This window comes from Nonomuraea fuscirosea (assembly GCF_003001935.1).
In the GTDB taxonomy this organism is placed as follows: Bacteria; Actinomycetota; Actinomycetes; order Streptosporangiales; family Streptosporangiaceae; genus Nonomuraea; species Nonomuraea fuscirosea.
The window spans coordinates 1-15,325 of record NZ_PVNG01000045.1; the positions used below are offsets into that span (position 1 = coordinate 1).

Genomic DNA, 15,325 nt, shown 5'->3' on the forward strand with positions numbered 1-15,325 from the left:
CCGGCATTCTGGAAAAGCGCCGCCAGCTGATTCGCGATGAACTAGGCAAGCCGGATGAGGGGGCGCTGTTCGAGATCGCCAACCGCTACGCCCTACGTCACCGCCGAGCAGACCAGCGTGGCGATTACGACCCCCTGTTCCTGGACTGGATCTTCTGGTGGTTTCTGGCCACCGTGGAACTCACCAATCGATTGATCTCTGCTCGCAAATAGGCGCTCCTGCCACGAAGGCTCAGCCGTCCCGTAAACGACCATTATCGGACACCCCGGAGCGGCTGTTCCGCCAGTCTCCCGTCGTGTTGACGACCGTCGCCTCGTCATGGCCGCGGGCCACGAGAAAATCCACCGCCCCGGTCCACGAACACATTCGGGCACCTCAACCCGAGGGGAGCCAGGTACGGATCTCGTTCATGAGCGGGACGGGCGCGTCATGGTGGACCAGGTGGCCGGCGTCGTCGATCAACGAGAGCTCAGCGGCGGGGATCAGGTTCCGCAAGCGCCGGGCGACATCGAGGGAGATCCAAGCGTCGCGCGCTCCCCACACAATCCGTACCGGGATGCCCAGGCGGTCCAGCTGTTGCTCGTTCTCTTGGAGGAAACGCTCGTCATAGTCGGCGATCTGCCGGTAGAAGGCCGGTTGGCCATCCTGTCCGGTCCACGGCTGCACCAGGGCGTCAAGATCTTCAGCACGCAGCCCGCGGTGACTCGCGCCCTGAATATAGGCGCGCACGATGGCGGTATGGATATAGTCCGGCAACTGCCCCAGGACGTCAGGATGGTCCTGCACGAACCGGAAGAAGGGGGAGCCGCTGGGCGGGATGGCGACGACATCGACGAGCATGAGCGAGGCGTAATCGACGCCCAGGCTCAGATGCGTGCGCAGGGACACGGCACCGCCGAAGTCGTGAGCGATCACGTGCGGCCGCTCCAGGCCCCAGTGCGCGAGCAGCGCCGCGAACGCATCGGCCTGCACGCCGAAATCGACAGGATGCCCTTCCTGCTTGGAGGAGCGCCCGTATCCGGGCATGTCCCAAAGATGGACGGTGAAGTCACGGCTCAAGGCCTGGGCGAACGGCCGCCACAGCAGCGAGGAGAATGGCGTGCCATGGCAGAACACCACGGCTGGACCCGCACCTGCGCGCCCCCAGGCGATCTGCCTTCCCCGCCACTCCAAGCGCTCCGTCAACTCCATGACCTGCAATGTTAGTAGAGGCCTGTACGTTTCCAGCGGCGCCCCCGATCCTTTCCCGGCTCACAGCGGAAAGCAAGATTGTCCAAGGTCTCTTCGGATGCCTTATACGTGCCTCAAACGAAACGTCTGGCATCGTGAGGGGACATCCTCGGCACCCCCGGGGAGGACCGGTGCCTTGCCCTGCGAATGAGCCGCCCGACGCCGAGCTCGTGGGCGATCTGCGTGACCAACTGGCCACGCGCCGGGCCAGGGCACCGGCGAGCACATCGTCGGTCACCACGGCCGGCCAGGCTCTCTCCAGGGACAGGCGCTGGAGGCAGGCGGTCACTTGGTGCTGGCCCGTGACTCGGTAGGTCCTCGATCGCGGTGATCGCTACGAGTGGGTAGCTCGGGCCGGAGACCGGGACAAACTGTGGAACGGGAACGGCCGCCGCCGCCTTCACGCAGTGCTCGGCCGGAGTTACGTGCATCCGTGCCGTTTGGCCATCCACCGGACAGGCCGGCCCGGGCCATCAGTTCTACCTGCGGTCCCATGGTTCGTCGCGGTCTCTGACAGGCGGCAACTTGACCATGCTGCCGTCCTCGAAGCCCCGGTTCACGGCGGCGCAATGGGTCTTGCCTCCGTCGATCGGTGGAAAATCTCTTCGGAAGTGTCAGTGCGCGGTGACACACTGAAGGACCATGGAGAACTTCGGGTTCCGGCTCCCGGATGGCGCCGAGTTGATCAGCCACACCGGCGACGAGATCAAGATGACCGTCGCCATCCCCACCGACCAGGACGGTTTCTTCGGCCGGCAGTGCCCCGGCTGCTCACGGCTGTTCCGGATCGACGCCGACGACTACGAGGCCCTCCCGGACGAGGTGGAGTTGTGGTGCGTCTATTGCGGCCACCACGCCGAGCACAGCGAGTTCATCACCCAGCAGCAGCTCGACCGTGCGACCCGAGCGATGGGCGACTACGCCGTCCAGATGATCGGGCAGCAGCTCGACAGCACCCTCAGCGGCCTGTTCGGCTCCTCACGACCTCCCCGCTCCTCGCGCGGCGGATTCGGTGTCGAGTTCAGTTTCCAGCCCGGACCGCCCTTCGTCCCGCAACCGCTGCCCGGCATCGACGAGGAGCGGCTCATTCGGATCCGGAGCTGCGCGGGCTGCGGCCTGCGGTATGCGGTCTTCGCCGATCACCGCTTCTGCCCGCAGTGCGGCCAGCTTCCGGCCAAGACCGTCGCCGAGGATGCCCTGGCCGCCGAGACCGCTCGCCTGGACGCCCTTACGCAGGTCCCCGAGCAGGCCGCTGCTGCCCTCCGCGAGCAAGGCGCTTTCGACCGAATACTCACCGACACCCTGTCCAACGTGGCTGGCATCGTAGAGACCTTAGCGGGCGCCGCGTTCCGCACCGCTGTCCCGAATTCCAATCAGCTCTTGGTAGGCAAGGGCAACGTCTTTCAGCGGCTCGACCATGCCGCCGACCTGTTCGTCACCGCTGGTTACCCGGACCTGCGGACCCTTCTCGACGCCGCGACCTGGCAGCGCCTGCTGGAGACGTGGGCCAAACGCCACGTCTTCATCCACAACGACGGCATGGTCGATTCCAAGTACCTGACGAAGGTCCCAGCCAGCACGAGCCGGATCGGGCAGCGCCTGGCCGTCACCGAACCCGAATGCCGCCAGGTCATCGCCGACACCCGCGCCCTGTGCACGGCGATCGCCACCATCTTCAACCTCTAGGGTCCTGGTAGCAATCGCCGAGAATCCAACGAACCCGTCCCTGAACTGCGTAGACGCTGTCCGTCTCGTCGGCTGCCCGAGCGCTATCGCCAAGGTGACGTGAACGCTGTTGTCGCAGTTGAGGGGGTATCACTCAGGGCACCGGCAGACGCATCGGTGCGACACGGTTGGTGATGTTGATGAGCGCATTGACCATCGCTCAGGCTAGTAGTGCCGAAGCAGCCACCTGACGTCGTCAACTTACAGCCAGCGGAGTTCATCTTGTACGGGTGTGAGCGTTGCAGTGTCGTCGCGGCGTTTGCCGTCAGGATGGTGGCCCTGACCGCAGGGGCGCAGGCGGACCTCGATGCGGGCAATCGCGTTGGGGAGCCAGCGGTCGAGGTATTCGGCGGTGTCGCCGGCGGTGGCGCCTTCCCATAGGTAGGCGGTTCTCCAGCAGCAGTACAGCATCGAGAGTTCTTCCACCACGTCCCAGTGGCGGGGCCAGCACGGCAGGACCGCGCGTTGGGCGGAGGGCCAGGTGAACAGGACCTGGGTCATCCAGTCGCCGAGTTCGCCGAGCCGGTCGGCCTTCTTGGTGTGAGGCATCCGAGGCCAGCACCACGGGTGCGGCGGTGGTGGAAGGTCGGAGCTGGCGGAAAGCCGGCCGGTCGGTGCGGCTGTCAGGCCGGCGACGGTGTGGGCGAGGTGTTCTACTTCGAGGGCGAGGTCGGCGATGATCGCGGCCTGCTCGGCGCCGGTGTCGTCGGGCGGGGTGGGCGCGGGCATGGAAGCGTCAGGGCATGTTTCGTCTGATATGCCACGGGCGGGCTGGTCGGGCTTGGGGCGGCGTCGGTGGGATGGTAAGCGCGGCTCCGTGCTCGGGTACCGGGCTCGCTGGTGTCTCGGCTGGCTGGGGGTGGAGCGGGATGTGGCCGTCCTTGGCTTTCCAGCGTTTGTAGTCGGCGCGTTTCCAAGCGCGTTCGGCACGGACGATGGTGGGGCGGGCGTTGCGGCGTACGACCAGGGCGCGCCAGGTGGGCAGCATGCGGGCCTGTTCGGGGGGCAGAACGGGGACGGTTTCCCAGCGGCGGGTGTAGTAGGGCTTGCCGGAGCCGTCCACGCTCTTCTCCCGATACGGGAGGGCGATCTCGCCGCACAGGTCGGACATCACCTTCAGGTCGTCAGGGTCGGAGGTGGCGCCGAACAACATCTTGGCCTTGGTGGTGTTCCAGATCGTGGTCGCGCCGCGTTCTCCCCAGCGTTGCTGGAACTGCGACCTGGACTGGCCCGCGACGACGAAGACGAATCCGGAGCCGGCGGCGGTGGCCAGCCAGCCGGGCAGCTGGGTGATCGGGCAGATCTCTGGGGCTTCGTCGAGGATGAAGGCGACGGGCGGGTCCATGCGCCGGTTGATCCGGCCCGCCGCCAGTTGGCGTGCCTGGTGGTGTAGCTCGGCTACCAGGGTGGCGAACAGGACGGGCGTGGCGGGGTTGGCGCTGTCGCCGGCGATCAAGTAGAGGGTTTCTCTGCGGCGGAGTAGCGCTTCAAGGTCCAGCCCCTCCCCCGCGGGTGGGCAGAGCATGTCGGCGATGGCCGGGTCGTCCATGCAGCGCAGGACCTGGCGCAGAGTCAGGTAGATGGAGTCGCGGGTGCGTACGTGGAGGTTGTGGTAGCGGCGGACCAGGGCGGCGGCCCGGTCGGTGGTGTGGCCGGCGCTGTGGCGATGGCGGGTGAGGATCTGAAGTGGGGTGGGGTCCTCGTTGAGGGTCCAGGCATCGACGTGTTCCAAGGTCAGGTCGTCCAGGCCGGCTGCGTACAGCAGGGCGGCGAGTGTCATGGCTGCCTGGTTGGTCCAGAAGCCCTGGTCTGACAGACCGCCGGTTTCGGCGGCGGCGACCATGGTGGCGGCGCGGCGGATCGCGGTGGCCTGGTTGTCGCAACCGTCCACGGGTGACCAGCGCACGGTCGACGCCCACACGCCGAAGCGTTCGGGGTTGAACAGGTGGATGCGGCCGCGCTTGGCGCGCAGCCCGGCGGTCAGCTCGACGATGTCGTCACGAATGCTGGTGACGATCGCGGCGCCTGGGGTGTCGATGACCCAGCCGGCCAGGTGTCCGGTCTTGCCTTCCTTGTGCGGGGCCAGGCACAGGACGTTGTCCTCGAGAGTGGCGTACGTGCGCCAGCGGATCAGCCAGCCCTGTGCCCACCCGAGGAACAGCGCGATCTCGCCGGCGCGGACGGTGTGGCGGACCCACCAGCCGCGTAGGGAGGGGCGGGCTTGGCGGGCGATCTTGCGTGCGGCCGGTAGTCCGTAGTGCCGGTAGAGCTCGAGTCGTCTGGCGAAGCCGCGTCCGGGGTAGAGCCGCCAGCGTAGCCGCCACCACAGGGCCAGTCCGTGGCGGCGGCGTGGGTTGCGCAGCCGGTCGAACGACACGGCGATGATCAGTACGGCCAGGAGGAGCGCCGCGACGGCCGGCAGTGCGGTGCTCATCGGCGACTCACCGCGCGGGCCTGGTATGGCGGCGGGTCAGCCTTTTGGTGGGCCGTCATGGCAGTCGCTCCAGGTCAGGCACGTGGGTACGGTACGGGGCAAGTTGCTGGGAGGTTCCTCCGGGCCGTGGTCGGAGGGCGGGTGGGATGCCTTGGAGGTGATGGTGACCTTGGTGGTGATGGTCACGGTGGCGGGGCGGGTGGGCCGGGGTGTTGACGAGGTTCTCGATGGGGAGACGGGCGGGGGCGAGGGTGTTGTTCGGCTGGCTGTGGAGGTCGGTCGGCGAAAGGGAGTGCGTCGCGGGGTTACTCGGTCGGTGGCGTCCTGATGTGGGAGCGCCCGTGGTGTGGTGAGCGTGTTCGGGGCTGGGGCCGCCGCTGGGTCGGACGCGGGGATGGCCAGCCAGACTCCGACGCCGCAGCTGATGATGAGGACGGCGATCGGCACGATGACGCGCCAGTTGGCGCGCGCCGGCTCTGGGCCGTACCAGTCCTCGTCTTCCTCGGGAGGAGGCGGTGGTGTCGGCAGCGGGTTGTGCAGTCGCCGGCCGCTCACCGGTGAGGCCGGCGGTGGCGTGCTGTCGGCGGGGTGGGGCTCGTCGAGGTCGGTCTCGACCGGGTAGCCGCCGTCGATGTCGGCGAAGCCGCGCGGACCTTCCTCTTGGTCGAGAGGTTCGGGTGGAGGGGGTCGGTCATCGTCGTGTCGCATCCGGCGTGTGCCCTCTCGCCAGGGTCTCGGGGCGCGGGTCAGATCAGGATGAAGATCTCGCTCACGCCTTTGGCGTAATGGACGATGTCGGCGGCGCCGCGTTCGGTGGAGGCCGGGTCGATGACGACGGCGAGGCGTCCGCGCAGTCCTTGGCCGGTCAGGGCGTTCCACGTGGGGTTGTCGGCCAAGTCTGCGTTGAGCAGCCGGTACGTCTGCCCGTCCGCGGTGGCATTGTGTCCCCAGAGGGTGATGGTGGAGGCGCCGAGCCCGATCGCGGTGCCGATGCGGGCCTCGATCTGGGCGGTGGCCTGGGCCGTGGTCCAGGGCGAGGTGTCTCCGGTGTGGGCCAGGCCGTATTCGCGGACCCCGATCTGGGCGAGGGTGTCCCACTCCAGGGCCTTGATGCTCATCCACTGGGCCCGGGTGGCCAGGGCTGGGGTGATGGAGGTGGGTTTGCCGGTCTTGGGATCGGTCACCTGGTACTGGCGGTAGGTGCGCCCGAACAGGCCGCCGGCGATCTCCACGCGGTCCACGTCCCCGGCCTTGAGGTAGCGGTTGACGTGCTGTTTGGTGACCAGGGGCGCTCGTTTGCGCAGGGCGGTGATGCACGGTTGCGAGTCGCCGCAGCCGAGTTCGGGCACCACCACGCCGATGGCCAGCCGTTTACCGGGCAGTGCGGCGCGCAGGGCCTGGGTGGCGCGGTTGAGGAATCGGATGACCTGCTGTTCGGTGGAGAAGCCGGTGTAGGCGAGGTTGTCGGCGAACTTCACGCCGGTCACGTCGGTGCGTTTGGCGTCGGTGACGAGGTGCTGGAGCGCGGTGGTGAAGGCGGTGTCGCCGGCGAGATAGTCATCGGCGAGATCGGTTTCCAGCCAGATGCGCAGGTGCGCCTTCTTCGCGGTCGCGATGAAGTCTCCATCCGCCGCCCCGTTGCTGGGTTCCGGCGCTGTGGACGTGGTGGAGGTGGTCGGTTCGGCGGTCACGGTCGGCACCGAGGCCGAAGGGGTTGACGGGTCGGTCGTGGGGGTGCCGGCGTCAGGTGGGTTGCCGTCCGGCGGAAGAGTCTCGGTCTCATTGGAGGGCGTGGGGGTGGGCAGGGGCGTCGAGGCCGTGTCGGGGCTGCTCGGTGTGGGTGACGAGGTGGGCCACGTCGTGCTCGATGTGGTGGTGGAGGGTGACGGGGGTGGGGTGGACTGGACCTGCTTCTTGCCGTTGACATAGCGCTCGTAGGTGACCTTGCCGTTGGTCTCGTCCGTGCACTGGTACCAGCCCGACGGCAGCTGCCGGCAGAAGGTCGTGCCGCCCTTGCAGGTGGTGGATGTCGATAGGTCGGTCTTGCGGTTGCACCGCACGTATTGGGCGGGGAGCGGCTGGGCCTGTTCCAGGTTGGCGCCGCCGTCGGCTCCCCAGAACGCGGCCACCGCCGCCGCGTCCTGGGGTGGGGTGAGCCATCGGCACACCACGTAGTCGGGTGTGTCGGCGGGCAGGGTGTCGCGGCAGGAGTCGCCGCGCGCGGCGTCGACGGCCTGTTCGGTGGCGGACTGCGCCGGGGTGCCGGGGACCAGACCGGGGTCGGCGACGGCCACGACGGGTACGAGTACGAGCAGGGTGATCAGGGTTCCGGCGGCGGCGAATCGTCGTTCTCGCCGGGTGATGCTGCCGAGAAACTGTCTCACGTCGTTCTCCAGAGTGAGGGTGGGCATCAGCCTCAGGAACAGTTGGACCAGCGGCCTTCGTGGTCGCCTGTGTAGGTGACCGAGCCGGTGGGTATCCAGGTGCCTTTGTCGGCCTCGATGGTCCAGGACACGGGCAGGGTCAGGATGCCGCCGCTGCGGGTGGTGCCCTCGCTGGTACGGCCGTCGCCGGTGGTGGTGCCGCTCCAGGTGATGGTGGCGGTGCCGGATTCGGTGATGTCGTCGCAGGCAGGGGTTGAGGCGGTGGCGGGGACGGTGATGCGGTCGCCGTCGACGACGATGCCGCTCGTGCCCCGGCCTGAGGTGATGTGGCAGGTGCCGGTGCACGACAGGGTCACCCGGTCGCTTCGGCTGGCCCCCAGATGCAGGGACGCCGGCGTCAGGTCGGCGGTGGGCGGTGCCGGTCGAGGCAGAGTTCGTCTGGTGCTGGAGGCGGTCGGGTCCCGGGCGGGCAAGGCCGGCGGCTCCTGCGGTCCGCTGTTCGTTCCGGCGCGTGATCCGCCTACGGCGGGATCGATCTGGGATGGAGCCTTGCTCGGTGGGTTCTTGAGAGCGGGCATGGGAGAGCGCTTCTTCGAAGGTGCCGGCGAGCGTGGCCGGCGTGAAGGCGGTGGGACGGTGGGTGGTTCGTCGAGCAGGGCGTTCGGCGGTGCGTCGCTGGGCACCAGAGTGATCGTCGCCGGGGCTGCCACGGGCACCGCTGGTGAGGGCCGCTCGGGTTGCAGGGCGGACCAGCCCGCGCCTGCCCCGAGTACGCAGGCCACCCCACCGGCGATGAGCACGCTGACGCGTATCGCGGGCAGGAATGGTCGTAACGACAGGCGCGCTTCCGGGTCGGACTCGTCCTCACGGCGGGCCCAGAAGTCCTCGCTGTGCCGTTCCCATGCTCGGAACTCATCCTCGGATGCGGGAGGCGAGTTCGAGGTGAGGGCAGGACTGGGCAGGTCAGCCAGCGTCTCGGCCAGCGCGTGTGTCTGCGGTGGGAAGCCATCGGCGCGCCAGCCCTCCTGCGGGGTGAGCGGTTCGACGTCGGCCAGGCGGCCCGTCATGGTGGCGGGTGTGGCCGTGATCGGCAGGTGCTCGAGCAGTTCGCCGGCGGTGGTGGTGCGGGGGGCGTTCTGGCAGGTCGGGCACTGGCTGATGTGCCGGCTGATTCGGGCGCGGCGGCGTCGGGCCGGTGCGTCGGCAGCTTCGCTCACCTGGCCGCCCAACTCTGAGCAGCCATCGCTGCGTGCGGCGGTCACAGCCGCGACCCAGGTCTCCAGCTGGTCGGCCGCGGCGGTAGCCAGGCGTTCGATCTCGACGGCGCCGACGTCGAAGATCAGGGCGATCTCCGGATGGGTCAGATGGTGCCGGACGGTCAGGTCCAGCACCTCCCGGTGCGGGCCGGGCAGTGCCATGAGCGCCTCGGCGAGCAGCGGGTCGGCGGTGCTGTCGGACCGTGTCCATGATCCGACGCTGGCCGGGTTGGCCCTGGCCTGGGCCGTGCGGTGAGCTCTGGCCAGGGCGTACAGCCAGGCGCGTGATTGCTCGTCCTCGCGCGGCTGGTCGGCGTGGTGGATGGCGCTCAGCAGCGCGCCGCACACGGCCAACGCGGCGTCGGCGGGTGAAAGTTCTGTACGGCAGTAGTCGTACAAGACCGAGCCGTGCTCTCGGAGCAGTTGGTCCATGATGAACGTCTCGGTGTTCGGCATGTCAGGTCCTTTCGAGAGAACGGCTCGCCCTATTCGTCTCCTCCGGCACGGTGGATCCGGATGTCAACGGCGCTCACTGGTGCGCTACCAGGTCACTGGCGGCGGCGGGATACAGACGGGCAGCCAGGTCAGGCAGGTACACCCGTCGGCGGCCCTCGTCGATGACTTCCTGACCGGGATCGACGCTGAACAGGTTGTGCTGCAGGTCCCCGGTCAGCGTGCGTATCCAGGCACGGCCCAGCGGATACAGCCCCGTCAAAACCGGAACGGGGTCGCCGGTCAGCTTCTGCAGCCGCGCGCGAAGCAGCGCCGCATGCCGGTAGATCTTGCGTTCCTGGATGTTCTCCACCGCCAGCGTCACACCTGGATGGCGCAGGTAGGTGGCCACGTAGCTGAGGTGCGCCAGATCGAGCGCGGTGGCGGGCGGGCTGAGCGTGATCAGATGACGCCACAGCGCGTCTTGCGCACGGGCGGCATCGGCCAGTTCCTGAACGGATGGAACCAGGCCCTGATCCAGTGCCGTGCGCAGGCAGGCTTCCACCTGCTGGAGCTCGTCGACGTCCTCTACGGTGATCGGGCGGTGCGTGCCCGTGGTCGCCCACGCGGCCTGCCAGCGGGCGCGCAGCAGTGCCTGAACCTGATCGTGGCGATCGGCGACCGCTTCGCACCACGCGGCGAACACGTCTGGCGGCACCTGCCCGCGCTCGGCGTGCCGGTGGAGAAGAAGCATGGTGGCCGCCCGGGGCACCGCGAACAACTGCGTGACCTCCACCTCCGGAGGAACGCGCGCGGCCACGCTCGCGGCCGCACATGCCAGCCGCAGGCTGCTGTCCTGCTCGTACAGGGTGAGGTGCGGCAGCAGGTCCAGGCCGGTCGCGCGCTCGGTCAACGGCTCGCGCCGCAGCCGGGCGATCGATACCTTGCAACAGCCGCCCACGACGAGCCGAGCCGCCTGTGAGCTGAACAGGCACACGCCGCTGATCAGCTGAAGCCGCGCGAGATCTCGCACACCAGCGGGCGGCATACTGCCCATGGCGTGCACGTAATGGTCGCTACCGTCCAGACGGACGCCGCCGTAGGCCGCGATGCCGGTGTGACCGGGACGGGTATCGCACTGACACAGCACATCGGAGGCTGTCTCCGGCAAGTCGGGGCCGGTGCCCCACAGCCCGCCCAGAGTGCGACGCAGCCGCAGGACGGCCCGGTGCGCGGTGCGCCGCAGCGGCCGCGGACCCCGCGCCGGATCGGGCACATGCCACCAGCCAGGACCGAGCGGACGCGCCGGACCGTCGGTGAGCTCGATGCGCCGCACCCCGGGTGCGATCGGGAATGGAGCTTGCTGAAGGAGGTACAGATGACTCATTAAGGGGTGCTCCCGGAGCGGGTCGTCCATGGTCGACGGCGGTGATTCCGTCGTCTCGTGAGCGTGGGAAGGGGGCAGCACGAGGGTGGTCCCTTCGGTCTGTTAGGGGCGTAGCCGGTTGGCGACGGCCGTGGCCCAGTAGGTGACGACGATGTCGGCGCCGGCTCTGCGGATCGCGAGCAGGGTTTCCTGCACCGCCTGGCCGTGGTCGATCCAGCCGTGCGCGGCGGCGGCTTCGATCGCCGCGTACTCGCCGCTGGTCTGATAGGCCGCGACAGGTACGTCCGCCTCGTCGCGGACGGCGCGGATGATGTCGAGGTAGGGCAGGGCAGGCTTGACCATGACCGCGTCGGCGCCCTGGGCGAGGTCCAGGCGGACCTCTCGTAGTGCCTCGGCCACGGATCCGGCCGGACTCTGCTGGTGGGTGGATCGATCACCGCTGCCAAGGGACGATTCGACCGCTTCTCGGAAGGGTCCGTAGAACGCGGAGGCGTATTTGGCGGAGTAGGCCAGGATGGGCATACCGGCGTGGTTCGACTCGTCCAGCGCGCGGCGGATGGCGGCGACCTGGCCGTCCATCATGCCGCTGGGGGCCACCATGTGCGCGCCGGCCTGCGCCTGTGCGACGGCGACTCTGGCGTGGAGTTCGAGGGTGGCGTCGTTGTCCACGTCGCCGTCCGCTCCGACGACTCCGACGTGGCCGTGCTGGGTGGCCTCGTCCAGATTGACGTCCCCGATGATGACCACCTCGTCGCCGACTTCGGCCACGACGTCGGCGATCGCCTGCTGGGCGATGCCGTCCTCGGCCCATGCCTGGCTACCGGTGGCGTCCTTGCGGTCCGGGGCGGGGACCCCGAAGATCATGACGCCGCCGACTCCGGCGTAGGCCGCCGCCACGGCGGCCTTGCGGAGCGTGTCGCGCGTGTGCCGAACCACGCCAGGCATGGACGGGACCGGGATCGGCTCGGCCAGGCCTTCACCGACGAACAGCGGCTGGATCAGGTTGCCGGCGTGCAGGTGGGTGGCCGCCACCAGCCGACGCAGCTGAGGGGTACGCCGCAACCGGCGAGGCCGGTGCACGAGCGGCCCCGTCACCAGTCCACCCCGCTCATGCCAAGTGCCTTCTCCACGTGCGCGACCAGGCTGCCCGGGGCTCGCCGCCGATACCCGGTCTCCGCACGAGGGATGATGCCTTGCGCCCGCAGCCGGCACTGGTACTCGGCGGTGGCGATGGCCAGCCCACCGGGATCGATCAGGGGCAGACCGGCGAGTTCGCGGATCTGAAGGTGGACCAGGATCTCGTTCGGTATGCCCTCGGCCGGGACCAGCCAGCGCGCGCCGCAGGAGCCGGCCCGGATCGCGGCGGCCGTATAGGCCTCCACCAGCGGAGCGACATCCTCCGCCAGAGCCCGCTCGACCAGCGCCGGGCCGTCAGGGATCACCTGATACGAGGCGAGACGAGCCCCCGCTGCGCGGATGTTGGCCGTGATCGGCTCGGCCAGCTCGGCGATGAAACCGAGCACCCCCAGTGCGGCGCCGCTGTCGCGGGCGAGCTGCCAGGTGGCCTGCCCGTATCCGATGACCGGGATGCCCGTTCTCAGGCGGGCGGCCTCCAGTCCAGTGTCCTGACCTGCCGCGCTGATCCAGGCATCGCACCCGTCGCGTTCGGCGGCGACCGCGCTCGCGGCGAAATGGTCGGCGAACAGCTGACCGATCTCCGCGTAGCCGACCAGATGCTCGGGCAGTGGGGCGTTGTACGTCTGGGGCGGCAGCGTATGAATCTCGACCGTGGTCTCGGGCCCGGCGACCGCGGTCACGTGCTCGGCGTAGAGCTGGTCGAGCAGGGCCGATCGGCCCTCAACGGTGTGCTTCTGCAGCCAGATGCGCATCAGAACGTCCTTCGTTCGGTTGGTAAGGGGTGTCGAGCAGCGAGGCCTCGGCGAGGTAAGCCCGCGCGGCCGCCGGATCGGCGGCGATGGAGCACAATCTGGTGATGGCGTGGCGAAGCCGACGCCGGTCACCGTCCTGGACGCCGGTCACCCGGGCCTCGGCACGGGGGATGACGGCCTCCAGGATGATGCGGCGACGCCGCGCGGCCCACGCGTCCAGCGCCGCCTCGGGCGAGCCGTCGCCGAGCACGGCGGCCACAACGTCGCCGAGTTCGGCGGCCTCTTGGATGCCGGCGTTCATGTTCAACCCGCCCGCGGTGGTGGTCACGTGAGCGGCATCGCCGACGAACAGCACACGTCCCTGCCGAAACGCCGGGACGACTCCCCGCGCCAGCCGGAAGGTGTGGGCGTCCACGATCCGTAGTTCGCCTCCACCTACCGCTTGCCGAGCCAGCGCCGAGACCGCCGAGGGGGACGAGTCCGCGTCGGCGGGCACGCGGAACACGAGGCGCCAGTGGTCCGGCAGCCGGAGCAGGCTGCAGGACACGTCGCGATCACGCACGTAGGTCAGTGGGGCCAGCCCGGGCAGCAGCTCCTGCAGCGGTGTGTCGGTGAAGATCCGCAGTGCCTGCGTCGGGTACGGGATCGTCGTGAACGGAACAGCGAGCGCGGTGCGTACGGTGCTATGCGCGCCGTCGGCGGCGATGACGTAGTCGGCCGCTTCCCACCGCCCGCCAGCGCGGACCCGCAGCTCGCGCCCGTGGTCGCTGATCACGTCCACCGGGGCAGCCAGCCGCAGGCGGGCGTGGCGGTGTCGCCTGAGCCGGTCCGCCAGGAGTTCCAGCAGCGTCGTCTGCTCGGCATGCAGCCGGAACGGATGCCGGGTCAATCCGTTCAGCAGACCCATGTCCATCTCGGCCAGGACACCGCGGCGACTCCGCCACTGCAGCCGGTCGACCACGGTCCCGACGGCGATGAGGTCTCCGGCCACCTCCAGCCGAGCGAGCAGATCCAGGGTGGCCGGGTGGAAGGTCGCGGCCCGCGACCGCGAGATGAGGGAGGGCTGGCGCTCCATCACCGTCACGGTGACACCCGCGCGGGCCAGGACGAGTGCGGCGGTCAGCCCCACCGGTCCGGCCCCGACCACGACAACGCGTGGGTCGTGCCGGCTCATGGGGTGAGTCCTTGACTCGCCAGGCGCCGCAGCGCCCAAGGGAGGTCATCACTGGCCGCGTCGCCGGTCTGGTGCAGGGCCCACCACGCGCCGCAAATGTTCGAGGTGAGCAGCACCCGGTCGTTGCCTGCGGCGAGCGGCGGCAGCGCCGCCAGAGTGGCCATGCCGGTGCCTGTGCACAGCAGCACCGCGTCCTCGGCCAGGCGAGCGTGCTCGACCTGGTCCACGAGGTCACGGGGGTCGACCTCGTACGGCGCGTACCTGCCCGCCGCCTGGATCGGCACCACCCGCACGACCCAGCCGGCCCTGCGCCAGAACCGGCGGGCCAGTTCGGTCAGCCACGGCTGGTATGGGGAGACGAGCACCAGCTCACGAGGTCTCAGCCGCTGCAGGATCCGCCGCGTGGCGAACGTGGCCGTGGCAACCGGCATCCCCCAGCGTCTGCTCAACGCCTGGCACGACGCCTCGTCCTCCTCCGGCCTCATCAGATAGCGCGAGCCGCTGCAGCCCACCACTACGGTGTCCAGCGACAGCCCGCCGAACGAGCCGATGATGTCGGGAAGCATGTGGTTGTAGGCCTTCAGCCGCGTCGGCAGCGGCCCGCCCATCACCGGGAATCGGGCGGTGTGCACGGTGCGGAACGCGTTGAGCAGGTACGTCGTTTCCGGTTCTGCCACCGGGTTGGCAGGAGGCACCAGCAGTCCCACCCGCCTGTGCGTGATCGGCACATCGCCGCCTGAGGGCTGTTCCTCCGCATCTGCGATCATCGGGAACACCGCCCGGCGGTATCGGGTTCGAGGGCGAACAGCACTAAGAGGGCCTCCGCGTGTTCAGCGGTGTGCGCGGACTCGGATTGAACGATCACTCTGGTGAGGGCAGGCTGCAACAGCGCGTGCACGATGCGATCGATACAGGTGGCCACCGCCACACGAGCCGGCGGACTCAGCTGCGGGACCCGCGTCAGGAGGCGGGTCAACTCGGCCTCACGGATCTGCTCGGTCCGCTTGCGCATCTCGTCGACCACCGCGGCGACTCGCCCGTGTGCCGCGCGTGACGGTCTCGAAGTCGGCATCAGCAACCCGTCCACATCAGCAGGTGCCTTTCGGCCCGTGCTCGCTCGGCGGGGCTCGTCTCGGCGAGCGTCACACGAACCTGTTCCTGCCGGACGTTCAGCAGGTCCGTCGTGATCGCGGTGATCGCCGCGACGTAGTGGTGTTGCTGGTGAAGGGTGAAGTCCGCTCGGACCTCCACGTGCATGAGCACAGGAATCCTTTCTTGCTTGCGCCGCCGTCGGCGACGCGGTTTCGTTTCGGGGTCTGGCATGAGGGCTCTCCGGCCGCCTGCGCGGCGGTGAACGGGCAGGTCGATTCGGACGTGTCCCCGCAAGGGCCAGTGGAGGCAGCGGAGGTTGCCG

The 15,325-nt window shown here is 69.1% G+C and carries 13 protein-coding genes and 1 pseudogene; 2 read left to right on the forward strand and 12 right to left on the reverse strand.

The annotated features are described in order from the left end of the window. Nucleotides 1-212, forward strand: a pseudogene (locus tag B0I32_RS53855) (hypothetical protein); the annotation flags it as partial. Nucleotides 213-375: 163 nt separating this feature from the next. Here the strand turns inward: B0I32_RS53855 and B0I32_RS53860 are convergent. Next, nucleotides 376-1,191 carry an alpha/beta fold hydrolase gene (locus tag B0I32_RS53860; RefSeq protein ID WP_106253105.1) on the reverse strand — a complete coding sequence of 272 codons (816 nt, stop codon included), beginning with the start codon at nucleotides 1,189-1,191 and terminating at the stop codon, nucleotides 376-378. A gap of 681 nt (nucleotides 1,192-1,872) precedes the next feature. On the opposite strand from B0I32_RS53860, the gene B0I32_RS53865 reads away from it, so the two are divergent. Then, the gene (locus B0I32_RS53865; protein WP_106253071.1) at nucleotides 1,873-2,916 is read left to right on the forward strand and encodes a hypothetical protein; all 1,044 of its coding nucleotides are present in this window, start codon (nucleotides 1,873-1,875) and stop codon (nucleotides 2,914-2,916) included. Between the two features lie 240 nt (nucleotides 2,917-3,156). Here B0I32_RS53865 and B0I32_RS53870 read toward each other — a convergent pair whose 3' ends face one another. From B0I32_RS53870 to B0I32_RS58560, 11 genes are all read right to left on the reverse strand, one after another. Further along, nucleotides 3,157-3,684, reverse strand: a complete 528-nt coding sequence (locus B0I32_RS53870) for a hypothetical protein (protein WP_106253073.1) — start codon at nucleotides 3,682-3,684, stop codon at nucleotides 3,157-3,159. 7 nt (nucleotides 3,685-3,691) lie between these two features. After that, nucleotides 3,692-5,389 carry a type IV secretory system conjugative DNA transfer family protein gene (locus tag B0I32_RS53875; protein WP_106253074.1) on the reverse strand — a complete coding sequence of 566 codons (1,698 nt, stop codon included), beginning with the start codon at nucleotides 5,387-5,389 and terminating at the stop codon, nucleotides 3,692-3,694. Nucleotides 5,390-6,135: 746 nt separating this feature from the next. Further along, nucleotides 6,136-7,773, reverse strand: a complete 1,638-nt coding sequence (locus B0I32_RS53890; protein ID WP_146178697.1) for a hypothetical protein — start codon at nucleotides 7,771-7,773, stop codon at nucleotides 6,136-6,138. Nucleotides 7,774-7,805: 32 nt separating this feature from the next. Further along, nucleotides 7,806-9,485: an RNA polymerase sigma factor gene (locus tag B0I32_RS53895; protein ID WP_106253081.1), complete on the reverse strand. Its 1,680-nt coding sequence runs from the start codon at nucleotides 9,483-9,485 to the stop codon at nucleotides 7,806-7,808. 73 nt (nucleotides 9,486-9,558) lie between these two features. After that, nucleotides 9,559-10,797, reverse strand: coding sequence for a hypothetical protein (locus tag B0I32_RS53900; protein WP_106253082.1), 1,239 nt, complete (start codon nucleotides 10,795-10,797; stop codon nucleotides 9,559-9,561). Between the two features lie 153 nt (nucleotides 10,798-10,950). Continuing rightward, the gene (gene hemB, locus B0I32_RS53905) at nucleotides 10,951-11,943 is read right to left on the reverse strand and encodes a porphobilinogen synthase (RefSeq protein ID WP_245956706.1); all 993 of its coding nucleotides are present in this window, start codon (nucleotides 11,941-11,943) and stop codon (nucleotides 10,951-10,953) included. After that, a complete protein-coding gene (locus B0I32_RS53910; protein ID WP_106253084.1) occupies nucleotides 11,940-12,737 on the reverse strand; it encodes an aspartate/glutamate racemase family protein in 798 nt (265 codons plus the stop codon). The genes hemB and B0I32_RS53910 overlap by 4 nt, the downstream gene beginning before the upstream one ends. After that, nucleotides 12,706-13,911, reverse strand: coding sequence for an FAD-dependent oxidoreductase (locus B0I32_RS53915; protein WP_106253085.1), 1,206 nt, complete (start codon nucleotides 13,909-13,911; stop codon nucleotides 12,706-12,708). Before B0I32_RS53915 ends, B0I32_RS53910 begins: the two co-directional genes overlap by 32 nt. Further along, nucleotides 13,908-14,678, reverse strand: coding sequence for a maleate cis-trans isomerase family protein (locus tag B0I32_RS53920; protein WP_146178699.1), 771 nt, complete (start codon nucleotides 14,676-14,678; stop codon nucleotides 13,908-13,910). Before B0I32_RS53920 ends, B0I32_RS53915 begins: the two co-directional genes overlap by 4 nt. Next, nucleotides 14,675-14,935, reverse strand: a complete 261-nt coding sequence (locus tag B0I32_RS58555; protein WP_181308842.1) for a hypothetical protein — start codon at nucleotides 14,933-14,935, stop codon at nucleotides 14,675-14,677. Before B0I32_RS58555 ends, B0I32_RS53920 begins: the two co-directional genes overlap by 4 nt. A 47-nt stretch (nucleotides 14,936-14,982) precedes the next feature. Further along, a complete protein-coding gene (locus B0I32_RS58560; RefSeq protein WP_181308844.1) occupies nucleotides 14,983-15,168 on the reverse strand; it encodes a hypothetical protein in 186 nt (61 codons plus the stop codon). Between the last annotated feature and the right edge of the window lie 157 nt (nucleotides 15,169-15,325).

Excerpts from the sequence above, each read along its gene's own strand:
- B0I32_RS53860 (WP_106253105.1), bottom strand. The coding sequence starts at position 1,191 with ATGGAGTTGACGGAGCGCTTGGAGTGGCGGGGAAGGCAGATCGCCTGG.
- B0I32_RS53865 (WP_106253071.1), top strand. The coding sequence starts at position 1,873 with ATGGAGAACTTCGGGTTCCGGCTCCCGGATGGCGCCGAGTTGATCAGC.
- B0I32_RS53870 (WP_106253073.1), bottom strand. The coding sequence starts at position 3,684 with ATGCCCGCGCCCACCCCGCCCGACGACACCGGCGCCGAGCAGGCCGCG.
- B0I32_RS53875 (WP_106253074.1), bottom strand. The coding sequence starts at position 5,389 with ATGAGCACCGCACTGCCGGCCGTCGCGGCGCTCCTCCTGGCCGTACTG.
- B0I32_RS53895 (WP_106253081.1), bottom strand. The coding sequence starts at position 9,485 with ATGCCGAACACCGAGACGTTCATCATGGACCAACTGCTCCGAGAGCAC.
- B0I32_RS53910 (WP_106253084.1), bottom strand. The coding sequence starts at position 12,737 with ATGCGCATCTGGCTGCAGAAGCACACCGTTGAGGGCCGATCGGCCCTG.
- B0I32_RS53915 (WP_106253085.1), bottom strand. The coding sequence starts at position 13,911 with ATGAGCCGGCACGACCCACGCGTTGTCGTGGTCGGGGCCGGACCGGTG.
- B0I32_RS53920 (WP_146178699.1), bottom strand. The coding sequence starts at position 14,678 with ATGATCGCAGATGCGGAGGAACAGCCCTCAGGCGGCGATGTGCCGATC.
- B0I32_RS58560 (WP_181308844.1), bottom strand. The coding sequence starts at position 15,168 with ATGCACGTGGAGGTCCGAGCGGACTTCACCCTTCACCAGCAACACCAC.